The organism is Akkermansiaceae bacterium, from assembly GCA_019634595.1.
GTDB lineage: Bacteria > Verrucomicrobiota > Verrucomicrobiia > Verrucomicrobiales > Akkermansiaceae > Luteolibacter.
Genome location: JAHCBC010000002.1, coordinates 259,346 through 283,391, shown reverse-complemented (window position 1 = coordinate 283,391; position 24,046 = coordinate 259,346). Strand labels below are relative to the sequence as shown.

20 protein-coding genes are annotated in these 24,046 nt (G+C 64.0%); 8 read left to right on the top strand and 12 right to left on the bottom strand.

The genetic code is table 11. The features are described from left to right. Window positions 1-76: 76 nt before the first annotated feature. Together KF712_07010 and KF712_07005 are read right to left on the bottom strand one after the other, a co-directional pair. On the bottom strand, window positions 77-1,093 hold the full coding sequence (locus KF712_07010) for a hypothetical protein (protein MBX3740721.1): 1,017 nt from the start codon (window positions 1,091-1,093) through the stop codon (window positions 77-79). Beyond that, the gene (locus KF712_07005; protein ID MBX3740720.1) at window positions 1,090-1,320 is read right to left on the bottom strand and encodes a hypothetical protein; all 231 of its coding nucleotides are present in this window, start codon (window positions 1,318-1,320) and stop codon (window positions 1,090-1,092) included. Before KF712_07005 ends, KF712_07010 begins: the two co-directional genes overlap by 4 nt. Between KF712_07005 and KF712_07000 the strand changes: the two genes are divergently transcribed. Then, on the top strand, window positions 1,319-2,383 hold the full coding sequence (locus KF712_07000) for a metallophosphoesterase (protein ID MBX3740719.1): 1,065 nt from the start codon (window positions 1,319-1,321) through the stop codon (window positions 2,381-2,383). The two genes, KF712_07005 and KF712_07000, sit on opposite strands and share 2 nt — an antisense overlap. Window positions 2,384-2,542: 159 nt before the next feature. Here the strand turns inward: KF712_07000 and argF are convergent, their stop codons facing one another. Continuing rightward, a complete protein-coding gene (gene argF, locus KF712_06995) occupies window positions 2,543-3,439 on the bottom strand; it encodes an ornithine carbamoyltransferase (protein MBX3740718.1) in 897 nt (298 codons plus the stop codon). 158 nt (window positions 3,440-3,597) lie between these two features. On the opposite strand from argF, the gene rph reads away from it, so the two are divergent. Continuing rightward, window positions 3,598-4,380, top strand: coding sequence for a ribonuclease PH (gene rph / locus KF712_06990; protein ID MBX3740717.1), 783 nt, complete (start codon window positions 3,598-3,600; stop codon window positions 4,378-4,380). Between the two features lie 308 nt (window positions 4,381-4,688). Here the strand turns inward: rph and KF712_06985 are convergent, their stop codons facing one another. The 4 genes from KF712_06985 to KF712_06970 all read right to left on the bottom strand — a co-directional run bounded on the left by KF712_06985 (window position 4,689) and on the right by KF712_06970 (window position 10,309). Next, entirely contained in the window at window positions 4,689-6,446 is a 1,758-nt protein-coding gene (locus KF712_06985; protein MBX3740716.1) for a right-handed parallel beta-helix repeat-containing protein, read from the bottom strand. Between the two features lie 237 nt (window positions 6,447-6,683). Then, window positions 6,684-8,657 carry a serine/threonine protein kinase gene (locus tag KF712_06980; protein MBX3740715.1) on the bottom strand — a complete coding sequence of 658 codons (1,974 nt, stop codon included), beginning with the start codon at window positions 8,655-8,657 and terminating at the stop codon, window positions 6,684-6,686. Between the two features lie 33 nt (window positions 8,658-8,690). Beyond that, window positions 8,691-9,692, bottom strand: a complete 1,002-nt coding sequence (locus KF712_06975) for an OmpA family protein (protein MBX3740714.1) — start codon at window positions 9,690-9,692, stop codon at window positions 8,691-8,693. Window positions 9,693-9,733: 41 nt separating this feature from the next. Continuing rightward, the gene (locus tag KF712_06970; GenBank protein ID MBX3740713.1) at window positions 9,734-10,309 is read right to left on the bottom strand and encodes a hypothetical protein; all 576 of its coding nucleotides are present in this window, start codon (window positions 10,307-10,309) and stop codon (window positions 9,734-9,736) included. Between the two features lie 115 nt (window positions 10,310-10,424). Here KF712_06970 and KF712_06965 point away from each other — a divergent pair, with 115 nt between their 5' ends. From KF712_06965 to KF712_06955, 3 genes are all read left to right on the top strand, one after another. Beyond that, the gene (locus KF712_06965; protein MBX3740712.1) at window positions 10,425-11,150 is read left to right on the top strand and encodes a sigma-70 family RNA polymerase sigma factor; all 726 of its coding nucleotides are present in this window, start codon (window positions 10,425-10,427) and stop codon (window positions 11,148-11,150) included. A gap of 84 nt (window positions 11,151-11,234) precedes the next feature. Beyond that, on the top strand, window positions 11,235-14,114 hold the full coding sequence (alaS, locus tag KF712_06960; GenBank protein ID MBX3740711.1) for an alanine--tRNA ligase: 2,880 nt from the start codon (window positions 11,235-11,237) through the stop codon (window positions 14,112-14,114). Window positions 14,115-14,160: 46 nt separating this feature from the next. Beyond that, the gene (locus KF712_06955; GenBank protein ID MBX3740710.1) at window positions 14,161-15,093 is read left to right on the top strand and encodes a hypothetical protein; all 933 of its coding nucleotides are present in this window, start codon (window positions 14,161-14,163) and stop codon (window positions 15,091-15,093) included. On the opposite strand, the gene KF712_06950 is transcribed toward KF712_06955, so the two are convergent. Further along, window positions 15,094-15,861: an endonuclease/exonuclease/phosphatase family protein gene (locus KF712_06950; GenBank protein ID MBX3740709.1), complete on the bottom strand. Its 768-nt coding sequence runs from the start codon at window positions 15,859-15,861 to the stop codon at window positions 15,094-15,096. It abuts the gene before it with no gap. A gap of 388 nt (window positions 15,862-16,249) precedes the next feature. On the opposite strand from KF712_06950, the gene dacB reads away from it, so the two are divergent. After that, window positions 16,250-17,731, top strand: coding sequence for a D-alanyl-D-alanine carboxypeptidase/D-alanyl-D-alanine-endopeptidase (gene dacB, locus KF712_06945; GenBank protein MBX3740708.1), 1,482 nt, complete (start codon window positions 16,250-16,252; stop codon window positions 17,729-17,731). Window positions 17,732-17,945: 214 nt separating this feature from the next. Here dacB and KF712_06940 read toward each other — a convergent pair whose 3' ends face one another. From KF712_06940 to KF712_06925, 4 genes are read right to left on the bottom strand one after another with little or no spacing between them, the layout of a single operon-like run. Then, the gene (locus KF712_06940) at window positions 17,946-18,830 is read right to left on the bottom strand and encodes an alpha/beta hydrolase (GenBank protein MBX3740707.1); all 885 of its coding nucleotides are present in this window, start codon (window positions 18,828-18,830) and stop codon (window positions 17,946-17,948) included. 48 nt (window positions 18,831-18,878) lie between these two features. Further along, window positions 18,879-19,295, bottom strand: coding sequence for a biopolymer transporter ExbD (locus KF712_06935; protein ID MBX3740706.1), 417 nt, complete (start codon window positions 19,293-19,295; stop codon window positions 18,879-18,881). A 15-nt stretch (window positions 19,296-19,310) separates the two neighbouring features. Further along, window positions 19,311-19,976, bottom strand: a complete 666-nt coding sequence (locus tag KF712_06930; GenBank protein MBX3740705.1) for a MotA/TolQ/ExbB proton channel family protein — start codon at window positions 19,974-19,976, stop codon at window positions 19,311-19,313. Between the two features lie 2 nt (window positions 19,977-19,978). Then, window positions 19,979-21,226 carry a hypothetical protein gene (locus KF712_06925; GenBank protein MBX3740704.1) on the bottom strand — a complete coding sequence of 416 codons (1,248 nt, stop codon included), beginning with the start codon at window positions 21,224-21,226 and terminating at the stop codon, window positions 19,979-19,981. A 282-nt stretch (window positions 21,227-21,508) separates the two neighbouring features. Here KF712_06925 and ilvB point away from each other — a divergent pair, with 282 nt between their 5' ends. Together ilvB and ilvN are read left to right on the top strand one after the other, a co-directional pair. Beyond that, the gene (gene ilvB / locus KF712_06920) at window positions 21,509-23,236 is read left to right on the top strand and encodes a biosynthetic-type acetolactate synthase large subunit (protein ID MBX3740703.1); all 1,728 of its coding nucleotides are present in this window, start codon (window positions 21,509-21,511) and stop codon (window positions 23,234-23,236) included. 99 nt (window positions 23,237-23,335) lie between these two features. After that, complete coding sequence (gene ilvN, locus KF712_06915; protein ID MBX3740702.1) at window positions 23,336-23,878, top strand: acetolactate synthase small subunit; 543 nt, start codon at window positions 23,336-23,338, stop codon at window positions 23,876-23,878. Window positions 23,879-24,046: the final 168 nt, after the last annotated feature.

Sequence of the window (24,046 nt, the reverse complement as noted above, 5' to 3'; positions counted from 1 at the left end):
CAGGTTACAGGATGCAAGAGACAGGATGGCGGACTCTTCCATCCTGCATCCTGAAACATGAAACCTGCATCCTATGCTAGATCCCCAACATCAGCGAAACGTGCATCGCCGTCAGTTCGCCCATCGACTGGAGGTCGCCGAAGCCGGAGGTGCCGTGCATCTTGTCCAGGTCCCGTGCGAGCGTATGGACATGCTCGATCGGGGCGATGTCCTCCCGCCGCATGATGCCCAGCAGGGCACGCAGGCGGCTGCTTTCCACCTTCGCCCGGCGGGCCATCTGGGCGTGTTCCTCCGCCGCGTATTGGTCGATGGACTTGCGGTTGAGCACCTCGAAGGCGAGGCGGGTGATCTTGCGGTTCGAGGTGAAGCGGTAGGCCAGGTAGATGTGGCCGTTCCCTTCGTAGGACTGCTGGTCGAAGTCGATCGCGCGGACCCGGTACTGCACCTCCTCGAAGTCCGGGGTGATGTCCACCACGTAGTTCACGCTGCGCATGTCCCCCAGCAGGCGGATGAAGCAGCGTTCGGTGAATTTGGTGAATTCCTTGGCGATGCGGACCTTGTTGAGGCCGGGGTGGTCGAGGTATTCACGGAGGAAGGCATCGCCGGGGACGCCGGCGATGTGTTCCTCGATGAGGGTGTTCCCGCTGACGAGATAGTTGATGCGGCTGGGGGAGAGGATGTGCTCCAGCTCGAGGCCGTAGATGCGGGAGGCGTCCGTCTGTTTGACGTAGAAGTAGTCCGAGTTGTCGTTGAACAGGTTGGTGATGCGGATGCGGAATGGTTTCGAGTTGCCGAAGTTTCCGTAGTCGATGCGGTCCACCAGCAGGTGCTCGTGCTGTTCATGGTCACGGCCCAGCTTCAGTTCGGTGTAGATCGCGGTCAGGCGCGGGCGCAGCTCGGCGAACACCTCCGGCGGATACATGACGGTGAGCCAGAGCGTTTCCCGGCCGCTGGGGTCTTCGTAGGGCATGGCTCCGGAGAAACGGCGCAGCTCGTCATAAACCGCGGGGATCTCACGCTGGCGGTCGAAATGGTAGAGATATTGCCGGAGCGGTGGGGAAACCGGGTACTGAGGCTTGCGGCGCTGGATCATGCGGTGCCGGAAAAATAGCAGGTTTCCGAAAGCAAGGAAACGGCAAAGGAGACGGGGATTTCCTTGATACGACCGGACGGCGGCGGGTGTAGTGTCGGGATGAAGAGAAGGGGATTCCTCGTGAAGTCGTTGGGCGGGATGGCCGGGACGGGTGTGGCGTTGTCACACGGGCAGGAGTTGGCGGCTCCGGCAGCCGGGCCGCTGATGCGGACGCCGCTCAATCTCATGGCTCCGCGGGAGGATGGGGTGTTCGGCGTCTGGGCGGTTACGGGACTTTGCCGGGGATGGCTGGAGTGGCGGGAAGCTGGCGGGGACAACGGAAAGGCAGCGATGACCGGCGCGGGCTTCGTGCCGCAGTCGCCGGAGATTTTCCGGATCAACCTCACCGGTCTGAAACCGGGCCGGGAGTATGAGGTGAGGGCGGTGGTCGAGTCCGCCGAAGATGCGCGGAAAGAGGAAACGGATTGGAAAAAATTCCGGACGCTGGACGCCGCGGCGGCATCCACGCGCTTTGTCGTCTGGAATGACACGCATGAGCGCAACGAGACGATCACCAAACTGGATGATGCGACCCCGCCCGCGGACTTCCTCATCTGGAACGGGGATACCTGCAACGACTGGAAGAAGGAGGAGATCCTGATCCCCACGCTGCTCCATCCCGCCGGCCGTGATATCACGAAGGGACGGCCGATGATCCTGGTGCCGGGAAATCATGACGTGCGTGGGAAATTCGGCTTCCGCGTTCCGCAGATGGTCGGCATGACGGATGATCTTCCCTACTGCGCTTTCCGTAGCGGCCCCGTGGCCGTCATCTGCCTGCACACCGGCGAGGACAAGCCGGACGGACATCCCAGCTTCCATGGCAGGGTCGCCTTCGATGAACTGCGGAAAGTGCAGACCGCGTGGCTGGAGAAAGTCATCCGCTCGGATGGATTCAGGGATGCGAAGTACCGTGTCGTCTTCTGCCACATCCCGTTGCGCTGGCTGGATGAACCGGAGACCGTGGACTACGCGAACGGTGGATTCGACCACTACAGCAGGCGCAGCCGGGACGCCTGGCATGACCTGCTGGTGGAGTGGAAGACGCAGGTCGTCATTTCCGGCCATACCCATAACGCGCAGTACCTGCCTGCGAGCGAAAAGTTCCCCTATGCCCAGCTTGTCGGCGGCGGCCCGCAGTTGGAACGCGCCCGGTGGATCGAGGGTGTGGCGGATGCCGCCGCGCTGAAGCTCACCGTGCGGGACCTGGCGGGAGCGGTGACGCATGAAGCCTCATTTCCCCCGGCGTGAGTGCTCTGCTGGGACCGCGGAATTCATTCCGCCCCGGAGAATCTGGCCTTTGCGAAACCAAGCGGAATAAATTGCCTCCGGCCATCCGGCTTGGTTTCGCCAGTGAGCGAAGCTCGTTACCACTCGTTCTGGGTTCCGCGGTCCCAGTGATGCAGTCCCTCAGCGCGCCAGCTCCACCAGCACGGCCTTCTGGGCGTGCAGGCGGTTCTCCGCCTGCTGGAAGATGGTGTCTGCGTGGAGTTCCAGCACTTCCGCGCTGATCTCCTTGCCACGGTAGGCGGGCAGGCAGTGCAGCACGATGTGGCCGGGAGCGGCCTCGAAAAGCATGGAATCATTCACCTCGAATCCGGCGAACTGCGCTTCCTTCTCCTTCTGGTCCTCCTGGCCCATGGAAAGCCAGACGTCGGTGTTGATGACGTGCGCGCCCCTCGCGGCGGCTACGGGATCCGTAGTAACCGTGACGTTCGGCGCGGCGAGCTTCGCCAGAAAGGAATCCGGTGGCAGGCAGGCGGACGGGGACCCCACCGCGAGCTGGAAGCCGAGGTGCTTCGCCGCCCACATCCAGGAGATGGTCATGTTGGAAAAACCATCGCCGATGAAGGCTACCTTCTTCCCTTCCCAGCCGCCGAGTTTTTCGCGGATGGTCAGCAGGTCCGCCAGGATCTGGCAGGGATGCTCGTCATCCGTGAGGGCATTGATGGTGGGCAGGCCGGAGTAGTCCGCGAAATCGACCACATCCTGCTGGGCGTAGGTCCGGATGACCGCGCCGTGGACCATCCGTCCGAGCACGCGGGCGGTGTCCTTGATCGGCTCCCCGCGTCCGAGCTGGATGTCGTTTTTGGAAAGGAACATGGGGAAGCCCCCCAGCTCGCGGATGCCCACCTCGAAGGAGACGCGGGTCCGGGTGGAGGACTTGGCGAAAATGAGCGCCCAGGTCTGTCCGGAGAGTGGCTGCGCGGTGTGGCTGCCGCGCTCGCGTTTGAGCACGGCGGCGCTGTCCAGCAGCGCGTTGATGTCAGCGGCGGTGAGTTCTTCGATGGACAACAGGTTCTTCATGATACGGCCCCGGGTGACGGGGAAGGGCGGAGACTAGCGGCATCCGCCGAAATGGCAAACCGGGAATTTCAAAGATTCCGTGCGATACGCACCATTGCCATCGCCCGTTTTCCGCGTTCAGGGTTGCACCTGCGGCGGGGGATAGCCTTCACTCCCGCATGACCCGTCCAGACGGCCGCCAGCCCGACCAACTCCGCCCGATTTCCTTTTTTCCGAACGTCGCCCCGAACGCGACGGGTTCCGTCCTCGTGTCCTTCGGGGACACCCGTGTCATCTGCTCCGCCACCATCGAGGATGACGTGCCGCGCTGGATGCGCGCCCAGCGGGTGGAGGGCGGATGGCTGACGGCGGAGTATTCCATGCTGCCTTACTCCACCCTGGAGCGGAAGCAACGCGACGCCACCCGTGGCAAGATCGACGGCCGCTCCATGGAGATCCAGAGGCTCATCGGCCGTGCGCTCCGCTCCGTGATCGACCTGAAGAAGATCGGCCAGCGGACGGTGTGGATCGACTGTGACGTGCTCCAGGCGGACGGTGGTACCCGCACCGCCTCCATCACCGGTGGTTGTGTGGCCGCGGCCATTGCTTTCAACAAGCTGCTCGCAGCCGGAAAGATCCGCGACTTCCCGATGAAGAAGCTCGTCGCCGCCGTGTCCGCCGGTGTCTATCAGGGCACCCCGGTGTTGGATCTGGACTACGTGGAGGACAAGGACGCGTCCGTCGATTTCAACGTCGTGATGACGGAGACCGCCGAGTTCGTCGAGGTGCAGGGCAGCGGCGAGGAAGCCACCTTCACCGGTGAGGAAATGAGCGCCATGCTGGAGCTGTCCCGCAAGGGGATCTCCGACATCGTCTCCCTCCAGAAAGCCGCCATCCTCACCGCGGACCGCGCCGCGCCCGCGGATCTCAGCTCGCTCTTCGCCACCTTCGGCAGGAAGTGATGGTTCCTTTTGGGACCACGGATTGAAAGGTCAGGGAGTTTTCGGAAATCGTGTGACCGCAGCCGGGGGTAGCGGAACGGCTGCAGGGCAGGGACCGCATTGCGGCATAGCCGCTATGTCCGCTGCGCTCCCATTCCATGTGGTCAGGCGGGGGCAGTGACTCATGCCTTGCGGCGACCTGTTTCCCATCGCAGCTCCCTTGGAAGAACCAGAGGGATCATCAGGAAAATCGGAATTATGGGATGATGGACATCCACCCAGCCTGACGGTTTGGAAAACCGTCCCTGCCGACGAATGCAACGATCCCGTCATTTCCCCAACCGCCTGCGCCGCTGGTCCTCAAACAGGGAGGCGGGGCGCAACGTGTCACCTTTCCCGATGCCTTCGACGACATCCACCGGATCGGTCCGTTCCTTGCGCTCCGGGTAGTTGCCATCGGTGCGGACGCCGCTGACGGCGCCGCGCGTGCCGATGACATAGCCGTAGTCCGCCTGCTGGCTCCAGACGACGAAGGGATGGAAGGAATTCCGCAGTCCCTCCGTGTTCCAATAGACGGTGTGGGCGGAGGTGAGGTTGTGGCGCGGGCGGGAGAGCTTCACGTAGAACCGGTCACGCGCCTCGAACCAACTGTTGTCCGCCGTGCAGTGGTCGATGAGGTTCGAGTGGCTGAACCACTGGTGGTGGTCGCTTGAGCGGCCCTCGGTCACTTCGGATCCGGTGGACCCGGTCTGGCGGGCGGTGTCCTTGTCCAGGCAACGGTGGATCACGTTGCCGGACGATCCCATGCCGGAGATGGAGAACCCATGGCGTGACGCCTCCGCGCGGCACTCACGGATGAGGCACTCGTTGCTGCTGTCCATCCGGAACATGTAGCCGTTGCCACCACCCCCGCCGTACTGCGGGTGTTGGAAATGGCACCGCTCCACCGTCACGTTGCGGGATTCCTTCATGCGGATGCCGTTGGAGAGCAGGTGGCAGCCGGTGGTGTTGCCCTCCGCGCAAAAGGAATTTACATCACGGATCCAGCCATCCAGCACGTTGGTCATGGTCACCGCGTAGGAGGCATGCACGTCAAAGGCGCTCTTCTTCGTGGTGGCGAAGTCTTCCGGCAGGCCGCGGCTTTCCGCCAGCCGCCGGGTGTAGTCGCCTTCCGGTGCGGCGAAGTCGAGGTTCTTCCAGCCATCCTTTCCCGGGTGCTGCACGTTGCCGATGGATAGGCCTTCCAGTCCCACCTGTTCCAGCATGCCGGACTTAGGATAAACCTGCGGCTTGTCGCGCACCTTCAGCGCGTAGCGGGTGGGCACGTCGATGGTGAGCACCTTGCGCTCCGCATCCACCTTCACGATGCGGCGGTGGTACTGGATCGAACCGATCTTGTTCTCCTCCCCCAGCCAGTCGGTCTCGCCGTGGTCCATCACCCATTCCTTGGTCGGGATGTTGCGGATGACCGCCCAGCCGCCTGCCTTGAAAGCGGAAACATCCGCTACCGGGATCTCGACGGACGGCCCCATCAGGTCCGCCGTGATGACGGTGGAGGGCCCCTCCCGGCGGTTCCACTCCGCCTTCGAAGGGGCTTGGAAAAGGACGATGATCTTCTCCCGCATCTCCGTCGCGGTGTTCAGCAGGAAGGTCTTCTCCGGTCCCGCTCCACGGATGACGATGCCGTTTTTCCGCACGCACAGCGCGTAGCGGTTTCCTTCCCCGGGCTGGACGCGGTAGGTGCCTGCGGGCAGATCCACCACACCACCTCCGGCGGCGGCCGCAGCGTCGATGGCCTTCTGGATCGCGGCGGTGGAGTCCGTCTTGCCCGTCGGGTCCGCGCCGTATCCCGCCACCACATCGAAGCGCTTCGCCCCGGCCAGATCGGGGATGGGCTTCTCACCATTGGCATAGCCCGCGTAGGAAAAGTCCTGGATGATCTTGTCCTCGGAGAAGGACAGCGCGGGCGTGGCCGACCAGTCCGCGCCATAAAGCGGCGACGACCATGTCTTTCCGTCCTCCTGTGCGGTCAGGAGCGGTCCGGAGATCAATGCCGCGAGCGCGATGAGATGGAGCGATGATGCCATGGCTGGGGACTTTAACGGAACGCGAACGCCGCGAATTTCAGTAAGGAGGGTGGACACTCTTGTCCACCGGCGGCATTGGCGAATCAGAAAAGAATCACCGCGAAGATACAAATGGTACGAAGTGAGAAAACGGATCGCTTCAAGATTCGCGATCAGCCTTCTTCTCTTCCCTGAAAACTGAAAACTTCTCTTCCTTTGTTCGCCAATGCCGCCGGAGGACAAGAGTGTCCACCCTCCTTACCGGGCGATCAGCAATCCCGCCGGGCTGGCGGTGACCGGGGCGGTGCCGGATTCCAGGCGGTAGCGCTGGGGCTTGCCGCCGGTGCTGTTGAAGATGACGGCGCGTCCGTCTTCCTGCACGGCGATGGTGGTGTCCTTGCCGGCGGCGATGTGCAGGATCTTCCCGAGATCGGTGGGAGCCGGGTCGCCGTCGAGGATCTCCACTCCGCCTGCTTTAGTGAGGAGGGCGAAGTGTTGTTCCCCTGCGGCAATCGCGGCGATGTCCGTACGGATGACCTCCGTTTTTTCCCTCGTGGCAAGGTGGAGGTTTCCCACTTTGTCCAGCAGGTGGACCTTCCCGCTGTAGGTGAGACAGAGCGCGGTGACATCCGGCGGGGCGGTGAGAGTGACCGGGGGGTATTTCGGCGTCAGCGGGAACAGGTAAAGCTCACCACTTTTGAGGATGACTGGCAGCATCTTGTCGTCGGGACAGGTGCCAAGCAGCGAGACGGGTGGACCGCCGAGTGTCTCCGGAGTATCCGCGTCCACCAACCGGTAGATGGTGCCGGACTCCCCGAGGGCCAGTGCTTGGTCCGTCGTGGACGAAAGTTGGACGATCGTTTCCGCAGGGGTGATCTCACGCGGGGTTTTCCACCGTGCATCCCACGCCAGCAGCTTCCCTCCTTGGGTGAGGACGGCCCCACCTTGCGCGGTCAGTGTGAATGTCTTCCACCCGGCATCGAGGAAAGTGGACGGTGGATAGAACCGCGGATCGACGGCGTTGAAGGAAAAGACCTTAGGGCGTGGGGAGGTGGGCGCGGTGGCGGGCACGTCCAGTGCGGGTGCCGGCACAGGTGGAGCCACCGGTCCCGGCGTCGGTGCGGGTGGCGGGATCTCAGGGAGGGCGGAGACAGTGGGTTCCGTAGGTTCCGGCACCACAGGGGGCGGGGCAGGAGCTTCAGCAACCGGAGGTGGAGCGACAGCCACTTTCTCCTGCTCGTGCCGCGGAGCGGACCGATCCTTCAGCAGAAGAAAGGCGACGGCGGCGGTGAGGAGCACGCAGAGACCTGCGGTGGCGATCAGCAGCGGGTGGGAGCGCCGGTGGAGGCGGTTCAGTTCCTCGCGTAGTTCCGCCGCCGCTTGGTAGCGCTCACCGGGATTTTCCTGCAGGGCGCGCAGCACCATCGGGTCCAGGCGCGGGTCGCTGCCGGACTTCGCGGATGGAGGGCGGAACACGCCGCGCGGGCGCTCGCCTGTCAGCATTTCATAGAACAGCACGCCGATGGAGTAGATGTCCGCACGGTGGTCCGCATGGGCCGCGTCCTTCACCTGCTCTGGCGCGGCGTATTCCGCCGTGCCCATGAAGCCGCCGGTGCGCGAAAGGGTCATCGCCGCCTCATGCTGCTGGTCCCACTTCGCCAGCCCGAAGTCGGCGATCTTGATGTGCCCGGCGGTATCCAGCAGGATGTTCGATGGCTTGATGTCGCGGTGGACGATCCCCAGCGAGTGCGCGTGGGAAAGCGCGTCACACGCCTGGCGGACGATCTCCAGGGCCTCCGGCACGGTGAGGATGCCGATCTTTTCCGCCAGCGTGGAGCCGTCCACATACTCCATCACGAAAAACGGATGCCCTTCCGGCGTGGTGCCGAACTCGTGGAGAGCGACGATGTTCGGGTGGCGGAGCTTTGCCAGCGTCCGCGCCTCCCGCTGGAACCGCTGGACGAAGATCTCATCCGCGCTGGCCTCGATGGGCAGCAGCTTGATCGCGATCTCCCGGTCCAGGTCCGGCTGGCGCGCGTGATAGACCGCGCCCATGCCGCCGCGGCCCAGCAGGCCCAGAATCTCCCAGCGGGGGAAAAGCGCGGCCAGATGGGCGGGGGTGGGTGGTTCCCAGTGGGAGGCCCCGCCATCCGTGGCCGGGGTGGAGCCTCCACCGAGATCGAACAGTCCCGCCGGATCGAGGCCGCTGAGGATGGAATCTTCCTGTCTCATGGCGGTGGGGTGGGGCGGGACGTTCGCGGGTGGTTACTGTTCGACCAGCTCGACGCGGCGGTTGAGCGCCTTGCCTTCGTCGGTCTTGTTGGTGGCCACGGGGGAGATGAACGACGCTCCGTGGGCGGACAGGCGGCCGGCGGCGACGCCGTGCTTCGAGGTCAGTTCTTTCACCACGGTGGCGGCGCGGCGTTGGGACAGGTCCTGGTTGAACTCAAAGGTGCCGACGTTGTCCGTGTGGCCCACGACCAGCAGCTTGAGGGAAGGGCTGTCCTTCAGCAGTTTCACGATCTCCCCGATGGTCGGCTCCGATTCCGGCTTGAGGTCCGCCTTGTTGAAGTCGAAGTGGATGCCGTAGAGGGCGATGCGGCCGGTGTCGGAGATCTTGTTCTCCATTTCCTCCGCCTTCACCAGGACCATCTTCTCCTCCATCGGCGTGGTGTTGATGAAGTCCGCCTGGACCATGATGGTGCCTGCGGGCAGCTTGAGGTCCGCCTTGAAGGAGTTCGACGGATCCGCCTTGCGGAACGTGTGGTCCCACTGGCGCTCCGCGACGAAGATGACGGCGAAGAGTCCGCCTTTCTCCGCGGCCAGATAGCGGCGTTCCTTGATGCCGGTGAACAGTTCCTTCCGGTCCGCCTCAGGGAAGTAGGAGACGGCGGGCGGGCCGTTGCGGATGGCGCCCTGGTCACCGGTCCAGATGGTGGTGAACCCGGCGTCTTTCAGCGCCTGCTCGTAGTTCTTGAAGACCTCCAGCACGGTCCGGCGTTCGTCCGGGGTGTTGGCCAGGGCGTAGGTCGTGCGGTGGAGCGCTCCGGAAACCGGGCGGACTTCCTTCGGGTCGGTGGAGTTCGGCGCGCTGAGGCCGGCGGTCTGGAGGAGGATCTCGCCGAATTTCTGCTCCGACTGGGTCAGGATCTTCGATCCCTCGTAGCGCGGGATGCCGGGATAGTCCTTCGCACCTGCGGCGTCGGAGGTGGGCATGGCGGACGCCGCCATGGTCAGGCAGGCAAAGAGCGATAGGATGGCTTTCATGGTGGTGGTGGAGTTATGGAGTTTGAAAACTTGTGGAATCATTACCGGGAAAGGGCGGAGCGGTCGAGACGAAGTGCGGATTCCCCCGGAGTTATGCGGGTCACACGGGCCGGGATGCGCACGGAGCGGTCCGGCACCGGGGTGATGCGGGCGGATTCCGCGGGGCGTGGGGACGGCATGCGCGGGATGATGGTGGGTGGGACCATGGGGCGGCGGACCGGCGGAGGGGTGAGGGCGGGTGCCGGGGATGGCAGCGGGATCCGGCGGGCGATGCCCGGGTCGAGAAAGCGGCTGCCGGGGGCGGGAGTGCGGGGTGGATCGCCGAGGCGTGGCGGGTCGGAGGGCATCACTTCCGGAGCGTCATCCCGGCCTGCGCCGAAGACATCCGGGCGAAGACCGGGCCGGCGACCGTCCGGTGACAGCGCGCCGATGTCGCGGTGGCCGCCGCCGAGGAAGATGCCGCCAAAGCCACCGCCCGGGATCGGACGGATCGGCTCACGGTCGTCCACGCGCGGTGGCTCGGTGCGGCCGGGGACGGGGTGGTAGGTGTGGTGGCCGGAGTCACTGGCGCAGGAGGCGAGGGCGACGGCGGTGAGGATGATTGCGATGGTTTTCATGATGTTGTTCCTTTCGCTCCGTTCTCTGGCGGTCCGCCGGGCGGCGTTACACGGTTTCGCAAAAAATTTTCACGGCGCATTGAACCCGCCCGCCGGACAGGGTTGGATGCGGACCATGGAACCCCGCAGTGACGCGCCTTTCCCGAATACCCGGTGGAGCCTGGTGGCCCAGATGAAAGGGCGTCCGGAAGCCCGCGAAAAGGCGCTGGGCGAGCTGTGCGGCCTCTACTGGATGCCCGTCTATGCCTTCCTGCGGCGGCGCGGGATGTCCCCGGCGGACGCGCAGGACGCGGCCCAGGGTTTCCTGACCTCCCTCCTCGCGGAGGATGGTTTTTCCAAGCCGGATGCGGAGGCGGGGAAGATGCGGTCCTTTCTCCTTGGCGCGCTCCAGCGCTGGCAGCGCGGGGAATGGCGGAAGGAAAGCGCCCTGAAACGCGGCGGTGACCGGGAGATCCAGTCGATGGATGCGCTGGAGGCGGAAAAGGGCTTTCAGGCGGAGCAGGAGGGCGCGTCCCCGGAGGACGAGTTCGACCGCCGCTGCGCCATGGCCATCCTGGAGGCGGCCCTGCAACGGCTGGCGGAGGAACAGCAGGCGGCGGGAAAGGGCGCGGCCTTCGCCGCCATGCGGCCGCTCCTCAGCCCCGCGGGCGGAAATGTTTCCCAGGATGAGGTGGCGCGGGAACTGGGCCTGAGCGCGGAGGCGCTGCGCGTCGCCCTCCACCGGCTGCGCAAGAGGTTCGGCGAGCTGCTGCGGGTCACCGTGGCGGACACCCTGGCAGATCCCACGGAGGAATCCGTTGCGGAGGAAATGGCCGCGCTGCGCCGTGTGCTGGTGGGGTGAGGGGGCGGGCCTCCCCAGCAACAGGGGCCATTTTCCCGGGCTTTACTCGACGCGGGGATTTTCCCATCTTCCCCGGCCCTTCCCATGACCGCCGCCGAGATCCGCAACAGCTTCCTCGATTTCTTCCGTGAGAAACAGCACACCATCGTGCCCTCGGCATCGCTGCTCCCGCAGTCGCCCGGCCTGCTGTTCACCAACGCGGGGATGAACCCGTTTGTCCCGTACTTCCTCGGCGTCGAGAAGGCTCCGTACGATCCGCCACGCGCCGCGGACACCCAGAAATGCATCCGCGCCGGCGGCAAGCACAACGACCTGGAGGATGTCGGCTATGACACCTACCACCACACGTTCTTCGAGATGCTCGGGAACTGGTCGTTCGGCAACTATTTCAAGAAGGAAGCCATCGCCTGGGCATGGGAGCTGGTCGTGGAGCGCTGGGGCCTGCCCGCCCACCGCCTCTACGCATCCGTCTATGCGCCGAAGCCAGGCGACCCGGGGAGCTTCGACCAGGAAGCCTATGACATTTGGGCCGAGCTGTTCCGCTCCAAGGGATGCAATCCCGAGGAGCAGATCGTCCACGGCAACGTGAAGGACAACTTCTGGATGATGGGTGAGACCGGCCCCTGCGGGCCGTGCTCCGAACTCCACGTGGACCTCACCCCGGAGGGGAACCCCGTCACCGGGCGGAATCTGGTCAACAACGACTCCGATCTCTGCATCGAGATCTGGAACCTCGTCTTCATCCAGTACAACGCGGAGGCCGACGGCACCTTCCGCGAGCTGCCCGCGAAGCACATCGACACCGGCATGGGCTTCGAGCGCGCCTGCTCCATCATCCAGAACACGAAGGGGTTCACCGACTTCTCCGTGAAGCCCAGCAACTACGCGACGGATGTTTTCCAGCCGATCTTCCGCAAGCTGGAGGAACTGAGCGGCAAGACCTACTCCAACATCTATCCGGCGCTGGGCGCGGACCGCTCCGCCTTCAACGAGGAGATGAAGGACGCCATCGCCTTCCGCGTCATCGCCGACCACCTGCGCACCCTTTCGTTCTCCATCGCGGACGGCATCATGCCCGGCAACAACGGCCGGAACTACGTGCTGCGCCGCATCCTCCGCCGTGCGGTCCGCTACGGCCGCCAGCTCGGCTTCTCCGGTGAAAAGCCGTTCTTCGGCGCACTGGTGGAGACGCTCGTCGCGGAAATGGGCGGCGTCTTCCCGGAGCTGAGAAACCGCCAGGACACCGTCCGCCAGACGCTGGAAACGGAAGAGGCCAGCTTCAACCAGACGCTGGACCGTGGCCTGAAGCGTTTGGAAGTAATGCTCCAGGAACACTCAAGCAATTGGACGGATTCGAATGCTGAAGGAACCCTCTTCGCGTCGGATTTCCGATCGAATCAATTGCCTGGAGAGTTTGCATTCGAACTTTATGACACCTACGGATTCCCTAAAGATCTAACAGATCTCGTTCTCGCGGAGAGAGGTTGGATTACCGATGGGGAAGGATTTGAGCGGGAAATGCGGCTTCAGCAAGAGCGCGCCCGCGCCGCCCAGAAGACCACCGTCGTCCGTGCCCTCGACATTTCCACGGATGCGGTGACGGAGTTCTCCGGCTTCGAGTCCGATGAGGTGGAGGCCACCGTGCTGGAGATCCATCCGCAGGAGGACGCGCTGTTCGTCATCACGGACAAGACGGTTTTCTACGCTGAGATGGGTGGCCAGTCCGGTGACACCGGCACGCTGGTTGCCTTCGGCCATGAGCATCCCATCACGGGCGTACAGCAGATCGGCAAGGCCCGCGCCCACATCGTGGACGCCGCCGCTGGCATCAAGGTGCTGGACCGCGTGACGCTCAAGCTGGACACCAGCCGCCGCCGCCCCATCGAGGCGCACCACACCGCCACCCACCTCCTCCACTGGGCGCTGCATGAGGCCGTCTCCAAGGACGCTTCCCAGCAGGGATCCTCCGTGGACGAGCACCGCCTGCGCTTCGACTTCAACAGCGCCGCCGTCTCCCCGCAGCAGATCGCGATGATGGAGGAGATGGTCAACGGTGCCATCAAGCAGGGCCTGTCCGTCTCATGGACGGAGGTGAAGCACGCGGACATCAAGGGCCGCACGGACATCATGCAGTTCTTCGGCGACAAGTACGGCGAGAACGTCCGCGTCGTCCAGATCGGCGGCGCACCGAACCAGCTCGACGGTCCGTCCATGGAGCTTTGCGGCGGCACCCACGTCCGCAACACCAACGAGATCGGCCTGTTCAAGATCAGGAGCGAGGGTGCCATCGCGTCCGGCGTCCGCCGGATCGAGGCGGTCTGCGGCGAATCCGCATGGGCCTACCTGAACGAGGCGACCGAGAAATGGGACGCCGAGTTCAAGGCGGCGAAGGTGAAGCTGGCCGCGGCCAACGAGAAGCTCGCCTCGCTCGGCGCGGAGCCGGTCACCGCGAATGACTTCCCCACCATCATGGCGGCGATGCTCGTCGAGAGGGCGGACATCGGCCAGATCAACGCCACCTTCGCCTCCGCACAGAAGACGCTGGAGGACACCCAGCAGGCCGCCATCGAGGCGGAGAAGCAGTTCAAGAAGCTGCAGGCCGGAGCCGCCGCGAAGCTGGCCGACGAGGCGCTGGCGGAACTCATCGCCAAGGGTGAGCCGATCATCGTTTCGTTCGAGTCAGACGCGTCCCTGCTCCAGGAGCTGCAGAACGGGCTGAAGAAGAAAAACTTCGCCGGTCCCGCGCTGGCCATCGTCGATGACGGGGAGAAACTCCACCTCGCCGTCCACTGCGGGCCGGATGCGCTGGCAAAGGGCCTCAACGCGGGTTCCCTGCTCCGTGATTTCGCCGCCATCGCCGGTGGCAAGGGCGGCGGCAAGCCTGACCAGGCGCGGGGTGCCGCACCGGATCGCGCGAAGCTGGATGAGGTGAAGGCCGCTGCGACCGGCGCTTTCGCCGTCTGAACGTCTTGATTTGATAACATCCCGGTCATGCCCTAACATCATGGGCATGACTGGGATTTTCTGTTTCCGCCGGAGCGTGTTTTTGTTGCTGGGCCTTGCCGGAACCTCCATGGCCACGCCGCCACAGGTCATCCGCGCGGATGAGAAATTCTTCGGCTCCGGGACGGAGACCTACGCTGTGCTGCGGACGGTGACGGACAACAAGGGCAGTTACTACCGCAGCCAGTCCACCACCAAGCTCATCGAGCGGAAGAAGACCACCGGCGAGATGGTCCGTGAGACCGTCATGCTGGACCGCGAGGAGATCACCGACGCCGAATACGACGGCCCGGGGAAAGCACCCGTTGAGATCGTCATCCACGCGAAGGATGAAAAGGAATCGCTGGGCGTGCTGCTGGAGCGCTGGCCCGGCCAGGGGACCCGCACGGACCCGGCTGAACTGAAGCGTTTCAAGGTCCACGCAAGCGGCATCCGCTACGACGGCAGGCTGGAGCTGATGAAGGGGAATCCTTACATCGCCAACCTGAAAGCGGAGGGTCTGCGCTTCTCCGACTGGGGTCTGGTCGATGGCCTGGAACTCCGGGACTCCATTTTCCTCAAGGCCATCCGCGCCGACAACGAGGGCGATTCCGACGCCATATGGATGACGGTCAGCCCGGAGATCACCGCGCAGGTCCGTGCCTTCCGGAAGATACTCCCCGTCTATCTCTCGCTCGGCTCCTCGGCGGACCGTGCGGAGGCGCTGGAGCTGGCGCGGAAGGCATCGGCCACGCTCAAGGAAGCCAAGTTCGCCTCCCAGGAAACGGAGATATGGCGAACCGAACAAGGCGGCTCTCCGCTTTACCGGGTCGTCATGACCGGCTCCGACTACGTCATCAAGAATGGCAAGGTCGAGGAGCTGGGAAAACTCCCCGACATCCACGTGGTGCCCATCTCCAGCGAGGGCTTCCTGGAGTGGATCTCCACCGAAGCGAAGTGATCACTCGGCCCGGAACCTCAGCACGGCGGTGATCGGCCGGTGGTCGGAAGCGATCCGTTCGTCGATCACCGACGCCTCCTCCGTGACGGTGAGGCCGCGCTGGAAGATATGGTCGATCTCCTTCACCGGCTCGCGGGACGGAAAGGATGAGGACGGAGCCTTCAGCGTCACCTTTTCCCACGGGGCCTTGAACAAGGCCAGGGTCGTGGAACCGGGCACGTCGTTCAGATCCCCCGCCACCACCAGCGGTCCGGAGATGGGTTCCAGCGCCTTCAGCAGGTTCCCACCCTCCGCCAGCCGGGACTCCAGCGAGCGGTAGTCGAAGTGGACGCTCACCAGCGTCACCGGCCCCGCCGGGTGCAGGATCTCCGCCTTGAAACCGATTCTCGGTTCCTGGTTCTGCGAAAGCCGGATCACCTCAGTGGATTTGATTGGGTGCTTCGAAAGGATGGCCTGTCCATAGGAGCCGCCGTCATAGGGCATTGCCTCGCCGAACGCGGATTTCAGGCCGGTGAGTTCGCCGAGGATCGCGGGTTGGTCCGTGTTCGCGCTGCGGCGGCAGCCACGATCCACCTCCTGCAGCGCGACGATGTCCGGATCCTGTGCCCGGATGACCGCCGCGATCCGCTGCAGATCCAGCTTCTTGTCCACCCCCACGCCGTGGTGGATGTTCCAGCACAGGATCTTCAGCGTGCCGGTGGGCTTCTCCTCCGCCACGGCGGGGAAAGCCATCAGGAGCAATGCGGCGGCGGCTTTCCGGAGAACCATCACGCCATTCCAGTGCCGTCCCCGGTTTGTGCAAGACAGGAAACATGGCGGATGCGTGACCGTGTAGCGAACCTCGTGAGCAGTAAGGAGGGTGGACATTGCGGCAGAGCCGCTATGTCCGCTTCGCTCCCATTCTTGTCCACCGGCTGCAACCGGAACCCATGGCAAAGGTATTTCATAACAGATCCACCTCCCTTCATTCGCCAATGCAACTGAGACACAGGGATGTATCGAACCCCGTGAGAGGTTCTGCTGGGAACACGTCCGTGAAGGACAAGGCTTCAGTCTCAGATCGACTTCCCCCCAGCCGGAAGTCTCACGACTTCCTCTACCTTTGACCGTCACCTTCGGGTTTGCCGTCGTGGGGCGGCCCGCTACACTCCACGATGTGAGCGGGAAATCGGCATTCGGCGGATTGTTGCTGTTGGCGCTGGGTGCGGCGGGCGGATGGTATTTCCGCGATTGGTCCGCAAAGCGTGATCCCATTCCTCCGGTGGTGGAAGCTCTGCAATCGATGACGGACCCAGAGCTTCCGTCCACTCCTACGGAGCCACCCGCTCCGGAAAAAGCGGAACCCACGCCACCTCCCGCCAACCCGCTGGAGCAGGCTTTCCAGGCGTGGTCCGCCGCCCCTGAGCTGGCGGGCGCGCTGATCGGCTATTGTGTCTTCGATGCGGATGGGAAGCTGCTCTACGGCTCCCCGCTGGCGGAAACCGCGCTCTGCCCCGCCTCTGCGCTGAAGACGGTGACGGCGGGGGCCGCTTTCGGATTGCTCGGCACGGATTTCCGCTTCCGAACGGAGGTGCTGGCGGCGGGTGCCATCTCTCCGGCGGGCACCACTACGGGGAATCTCGTACTGAAAGGCGGCGGCGATCCCACCCTCTCGGCGGAAGACCTCGACGCGCTCGCCGCACAGCTCGCCGGGAAGGGCCTGAAGCGCGTGGAGGGTTCCTTGAAATCCGACGCCTCGGTTTTCCCGGCGGAGCCGGTGAACGAGCACTGGAACTGGGGCGACATCGGCAACGCCTACGGCACCGGTGCCTACGGGCTGAACGTGGACCACAACGTCATGTCGCTGTGGTTCGATCCCGGTGCGAAGGAAGGGGATCCGGCGAAGTTCGGCGGCAGCATCCCGGCGCTGGGCAAGACCCGCTGGGATGTGCGCGTGGCCACCGGCCCGGCGGGCAGCGGGGATGGGGTGTCCATTTTCTCATCCCCCTATGCGGAAGTGGTGCAGGTGCGGGGTACCGTGCCGCTGGGCGAGAAGGGATTCACCGTGCGGGGTTCCGTGCCGAACCCGCCGAAGCTTGCGGAGGATATCTTCCGTGCCGCGCTGGTGAAGCGTGGCGTCACCTTCGGTGGAAAGCCGCATGCCGCGGAGGAAACCGTGCCGCTCGCCGTCCACCTGTCGGCGTCCCTGCCGGAAATCATCGACCACATGCAACGGGTGAGCGACAACCTGGAGGCACAGAGCCTTTTCCTGACCATGGGCCGCCGCGCGGATGCGGCCCCCGCGCAGGTGGTCAGAGAGTATTGGGAGAAAGTCGGCGTCCGCTTCACCGGGCTGCGCCTGATCGATGGCAGTGGCCTCGCCCGCGCGACGATGATCACGCCGGTGGACCTGACGCGGGTGAACATCGCGGCGCTCAACGGACCGGATGGCCCGCGCTACCTCCAGAGCCTGCCCGCCAGTTCCGACGGAACGCTGAGGGCGAAGCGTGGTGCAATGTCCGGCGTTAGGACAGAGGTCGGCTTCATCATCCGCGACGGAAAGACCTATCCCTTTGCGCTCATGGCAAACGGTCTTGGGGGAAATGTGGATTTCTGGAAGCTGAGGATGTCGTTGCTGGAGTCGATCGGGCGGGATTGAGAGCTTCCGTTGGTCTGGCTGCGGCAGGGACCGCATTCCATGCGGTCCGGTTGGGGCGATGCCCCGTCATCCCGCGATTCCATCTTTGTAAGCATCGTTCCCCAATTTTCCGGAGTGAGAGCCAGCCGGGCATTGATCATCAAAAGGCGGCAGCAGCGTTCCCCGCCGGACCGCATGGAATGCGGTCCCTGCCATTCGGAGGAATAATCTGACGTTACTTCACGTGCCCCTTCGCCTTCAGCCAGCCTTCCAGCAGCATCGGCCACTTCGCCAGCTCGCCCTTGCCGTGCAGTCCGTAGCCGTGGCCGCCGGTTTCGAAGAGATGCAGCGTCACGGGCACCTTGTTCTCCTTGCAGGCGGCGGCGAAGCTCAGGCTGTTCCGGCAATCGACCGCGTCATCTGCGGTGCTGAGCAGGAAGACCGGCGGGGTCTCCGGCGTGACAGCCTTTTCGGTGGAATACTTCTCGATCTGTTCCGGCGTCGGCTCCGGGCCGAGCAGGTTCTTCCGCGATCCACCGTGGCCCACCGGACCCATCGAGATGACGGGATAGATCAGCATCGAGAAATCCGGACGTGCGCTCAGCTTGTCGATCTCGTCGCGGTTTTCCTGTTCCGGAAAGGTGTCGTTGAAGCGGGTGGTGCAGAGGCTGGCCAGATGCCCTCCTGCGGAAAAGCCCATGATGCCCACCTTCTTCGGGTCCACACCCCATGCGTCGGCATTCGCCCGCACCGTCCGGATCGCACGGCGGGCATCGAGGAACGGGGTGGGGAATTGGTTCGGCACGCGGTATTTCACCACCACGCCGACCACGCCGCGCTCGGCGAACCACTTCGCCAGCTCGTGCCCTTCATGCTGGATCGCGACGATGCCGTAGCCGCCACCGGGCAGGATGACCACGGCGGCTCCCGTGGCCTTGTCCTTCTCCGGCAGATAGGTCTGGTACTGCGGTGCCTCAATCTGGCTGAGGTGGCCGTGGTCGTTCGCCTTCTCGGAACCGGCGGCCCGCTGCGGGTCTCCGGGGGCCTCGGTCGGCCAGAGGTCCTTGTATTGGGCGGAGACGATTCCCGCGAGGGCGACGAGGAGTAGGATGGGTTTCATGGATGGGAAAGGATTCGGGGTGTGGATGGAGGTTGCCGGGCGGGTTGGTTACTCCTTCAGCTTGATCCGCGCTGGCACGTCCTTGATCGGGATGCCCGCCTTGGTCAGCGCGTCCCAGACGGTGAGGAGCCGTTCCAGCGGCAGCTTCTTGTCCGCCTCCAGCTCCAGCTTGCGGCCGGGGTTCTGCTTCTGGTAGGCGGCGAGGTAGGACTCCAGCAGGCCTTCCGGCACCGCCAGCCCGTCGAGCTGGATGTTGCCCAAGGCATCCACGCCGATGACGGAGCGCGTTTCCGTCACGTTGTCCGACGCGATCTCACGCACGGTCGGCAGATCGATGTGCAGGACGGCCCGCGGCTTCTTGAAGACGGTGCTGACGGCGAAATAGATCAGGATGATCAACAGGATGTCGATCATCGGGATGACCTGGATGTTGTGCCGGACCTTCTGCGGGCGGTAGAATCTCATGATCGTCCGGTGGGATCAGGCTTGGGGCTTGGCGACGGTGTGGGCCAGGTCGGACAGCAGGCCCTCCAGCCGTGCGGTGAGTTTCTCGATGCGGCGGAAGAAGTAGCTGTGGGCGATGACGGCGGGCACGGCGATGGCGATGCCGAAAATGGTGGTGCTGAGCGCTTCCGCGATGCCACGGGTGATGAGCTCATGGTTGCTGGAGTCTCCCAAGCCCTCGAAGATGACGACGAGACCGGACGCCGTGCCAACCAGACCCAGCAGCGGGGCGATGGTGATGACCACGTCCAGCACGCCGATGCCGGAGTGGAGGTGCACGCTTTCCTCCCGCGCGGCGGCCTCCACGGCGGCGGTGACCTGCTCGCGCGGTTTGCCCGCATGTTTCACGGCCACGGAGCCGAGCCGGGCGAGCGAGCTTTTCCCTTCCTGGAACTCGCGCACGACGGTGGCGGTGGTGTCGTTCGCCACGTGGCTGCCGAAGTTGGCCACATCCCTCGACAGCTTCGCGGGGACGACCCGTTCCGCGGAAAGGGAGAGGAACTTGAAGACCACCGCCATCAGCCCGACGATGGAGGTGATCACCAGAGGGATCATGAAGATGCCGCCCTTTTGGAAGAAGTCCCAGACGGACTGGAAACCGGAGAAAGCGGCGGCGGCGAGAGGGAGGTCGGGGTCGATCATGGTCAGAAGTAGAAATTGAAGATGAGCTCCAGCGACTCGTCCTTGTAGTCTCCGCGGATTTCCTTGGGCATCGCGGGGATTTGGGCGTCGCGGATGGAGTTCAGGGTGAAACCTTTCTGGATCTCCCCGGTCTGCATCTCACCCACGAACTGGACGCTCTTCACCTTTCCCGTGGGTTCGATGAAGAAGCGGACGGTGAGGAAACCCGGCGTGATGAAGTCCCGGTGGCGCACGCAGTTGCGCTGCCACTCCAGTTCCACGGCGCGGCTGATGACGGCCTGATAGCGGCCCAGCGGGCTGTCCGCCACATCCACGGCGCTGCGGCCGGTGCGGGAAATGGAGCCGCGGATGGCGGTTTTCCGCTGGTAGCCGCGGAAGCCGGGGTCCCCGGGCTTCGGTGCGGCTTTGGCGGTGGCGGGTGGTTTCTGTTCCGGGGTGACCTTGGCCGCATTCTCCTTCGCCGGTGTGGTCGGAGGGGGCGGCGGCAGGATTTTTTCGGGAGCGGGTTTCGGCACTTCCACATCGACGGGGTTTGGTCCCTGGAGGAGGTCGGTCATTTCCGGGACGGCGGGTGCCGCGGCATCCGCGATTTCCTTGCCCTCGGTGGCAGCAGGGCTGGGAGGGGGGGCGGCGGCCTCCTGGGGTGGGGCGGGGGTTTCTGGCGTGTCCGGGGTGGGCGGCGCGGCCGGAGTCGGTGGCGTGGGTGCCATCGCCGGGTCCATGGCGGGACTGCCCGGTTCCTCCAGCTTGCCATCACGGTAGCGGCTCTCCGTTGTTTCGATGTCAGCCTCGTCCCGCGGGTCGATGCCGCGTTGGGACGGCATCGGTTTGGCATTCGGGTCCGGAGTGGTGTCACTCGTCGCCTCCGTGTCGCGCTCGCCGATGAACATGGGCTTGTCCGGACGCTTGCCGCGCTGATCCTCCGATGTCCGGGCGAAATCCGGCGGGGCGGCGGGACGCTGGGCGAGCGCGGGTGGCTTTTCCTCGACGGCAGCGGCGGCGGCTGTGGCCTGCTCCTCCTTCACCGCCTGCAGCATGTCGGGGGAAATGAGGACGGTGGATTCCTCTTTCGGGACGACCGTGGCGGCCTTCACCTTTTCCACCGTGCGGCGGAACTTCTCCGCCTCCAGCGTGGCGAATCCGGCGATGCCGAAAATCACGATGTTCCCGAACAGGGAGATCCCCAGGGCGATCGCCCACAGACGTCCGTCATCCCGCTTCGGAAGGGGGTATGGAGCGCTCGCGTCCAACGCCGGGAAACTGCCCGTGTTTCGCCCCGGGCGCAATCCGCGAATTCGGCCCGGGAAGGGAAAACGGAAGAGGCGGCGGGTTTCCCCGGGGAGGGATCGACGGAGATCCTTGGTGGAGTAACTTTTCTGATCGGTTGCCTCCGGTGTGGGTGATTTGTAATCAAATAGTCAATTTTTGTAATGGCTCTGATGGTATGATTGATGGGTTTGTGGGAAAATTCCCTATTTTCGCATTGCTTACCGCAGAAAATGATCCCAAGTTGCGCGCCCAACCCCAATTTTATGAGCAAAGAGAAACTCGACGGCGCACAGGCGCTCATCAAGACGCTCGATGACCTGGGCATCGAATACATCTTCGGCTACTCCGGTGGAGCGGCCATCCCGATCTTCGACGCACTGGAAACGGTCAAGACGAAGATGAAGTTCATCCTCGTCCGCCACGAGCAAGGTGCCGTCCACATGGCGGATGGCTATGCGCGTGCCACTGGAAAGCCAGCCGCCGTGCTGGTGACCTCCGGCCCCGGAGCGGGCAACACCGTGACCGGTCTGATGACCGCGATGATGGACTCCGTGCCCATGATCGTGCTCTCCGGCCAGACGGTGACCTGGATGCTCGGCAAGGACGCCTTCCAGGAAGCGGACATCTTCGGCATCACCATCCCGGTGGTGAAGCACAACTACCTGGTGAAGGACACCAACTCCCTGCCACGCATCGCCCGGGAGGCCTACCACATTTCCACCACCGGCCGCCCCGGCCCCGTGCTCATCGACATCCCGAAGGACATTTCCTCCGGCGCGTTTACCGGTGAGATGAACCCTCCGTTCCAACTTCCAGGCTACGACACCTCTTCCTCGTTCAACATCGACAAGGACAAGATCAAGGAAGCCGCCGACCTCATCTCCAAGGCGAAGCGCCCGGTGATCCTGGCCGGCCAGGGCACCATGATCGCCCGTGCGGACAAGGAACTCCGCTACCTTGCGGAAACGCTCGGAGCACCGGTGACCAGCACCCTGCTGGGCAAGGGCGTGTTCCCGGAAACCCACCCGCTGTCCCTCGGCATGCTCGGCATGCACGGCACCGCCTACGCCAACAAGGCGATGATCGAGTGCGACCTGCTCATCAACATCGGCTCCCGCTTTGATGACCGCATCATCGGCCAGCCGTCGAAGTTCTGCCAGAGCGCGAAGATCATCCACATCGACATCGACCCTGCGGAAGCGGGCAAGATGATCCAGCCGGACGTCATGATCGTGGGCGATGCGAAGGCGGCCCTCTCCGAGATCAACGAGAAGATCGGACCGCTGGAAACCTCCGACTGGCTGGCGAAGCTGGACGGCTACAAGAAGAAGTTCCCGCTCAACTACAAGAAGCAGGGCGGTCTCCGCATGCAGCAGGTCATTGACGAGCTGTATGAACTCACCGAGGGCAAGGCCATCGTCTCCACGGACGTGGGCCAGCACCAGATGTGGGCCGCGCAGTTCTACAAGAACCACGAGTCCTTCCACTGGCTCTCCTCCGGTGGTGCGGGCACCATGGGCTTCGGCTTCCCCGCCGCCATCGGTGCGCAGCTCGCCCATCCGGAAAAGACCGTGATCTCCATCTCCGGGGACGGCGGCTTCCAGATGACCCTGTTCGAGCTTTCCACCGCCGCCATCCACAAGCTGCCGATCAAGATCGTGGTGCTCAACAACCACTACCTCGGTATGGTCCGCCAGTGGCAGGAACTGTTCTATGAAGACCGCACCTCCGGTGTGGACCTCATCGGCAACCCTGACTTCTGCAAGCTCGCCGCCGCCTACGGCATCCCGTCCGTCTATATCAAGCGTCCGGCGGATGTCACCAAGCAGCTCGAGAAGGCCTTGGCCTACAACGACGGCCCGATCCTCATCCACGCCGAGTGTGTGAAGACGGACAACGTGTTCCCGATGATCCCCGCCGGCGCCGCGCTGGAGGACATGATCACCGAAGCGCCGAAGACCAAGATGGAGAAACCCGTCGGTTCCACGTGATGAACCATTAGTGCCCCGCGGTCGGTGTGTGGTGGCCGGAGAAATCCCGTCATCATCCACTGATCACTGATCACCGATCACTATTCACTTCTTCATAAAATGTCCCAAACCATCATCACCACCGACACTCCCGTGAAACCCGCCGCCGCGCGCGGCGCCACGCACACGCTCTCCATCCTCGTGAACAACGAGCCGGGCGTCCTCATGCGCATCTGCCAGGTGTTCTCCCGCCGCGCCTTCAACATCGACTCGCTCGTCGTTTCCGAAGGCCGCAACCCGAACTTCTCGCGGATGACCATCGGCATCTCCGGCGACCCGAAGGGGCTCAACCAGATCATCATGCAGGTCAACAAGCTGATCGACGTGATCCACTGCTTCGAGCACACCTCCGCGGACTCCGTCACCAAGGAGATGATCCTCATCAAGATCAAGTGCTCGCCCGCCGAGCGCTCCCAGGCCCTCCAGATCACCGAACACTTCGGCGGCAAGACCGTCGATCTCACCCCTACCTCGATGATCGTCATGATCAACGGTGACAGTCCGAAGCTGGACGCCGCCGTGGGCATGTTCTCCCAGTTCCAGATCATCGAGACCGTGCGCACCGGCAAGGTGGTCATGGCCCGCGGCGAACAGCCCACCTGATCCGGCGGAGGGAAATCCCTGTCTCTCTCAAAGCGGTCTTTCCGGAAGGAAAGGCCGCTTTTCAGTAAGGAGCACTCGAACCCGCGTTGGGGTGTGGAAGGAAGAGCAACCTGATCTTGCGGCAGAGCCGCCATGTCCGCTGCGCTCCCATTCCTGTCCTGGCAAAGA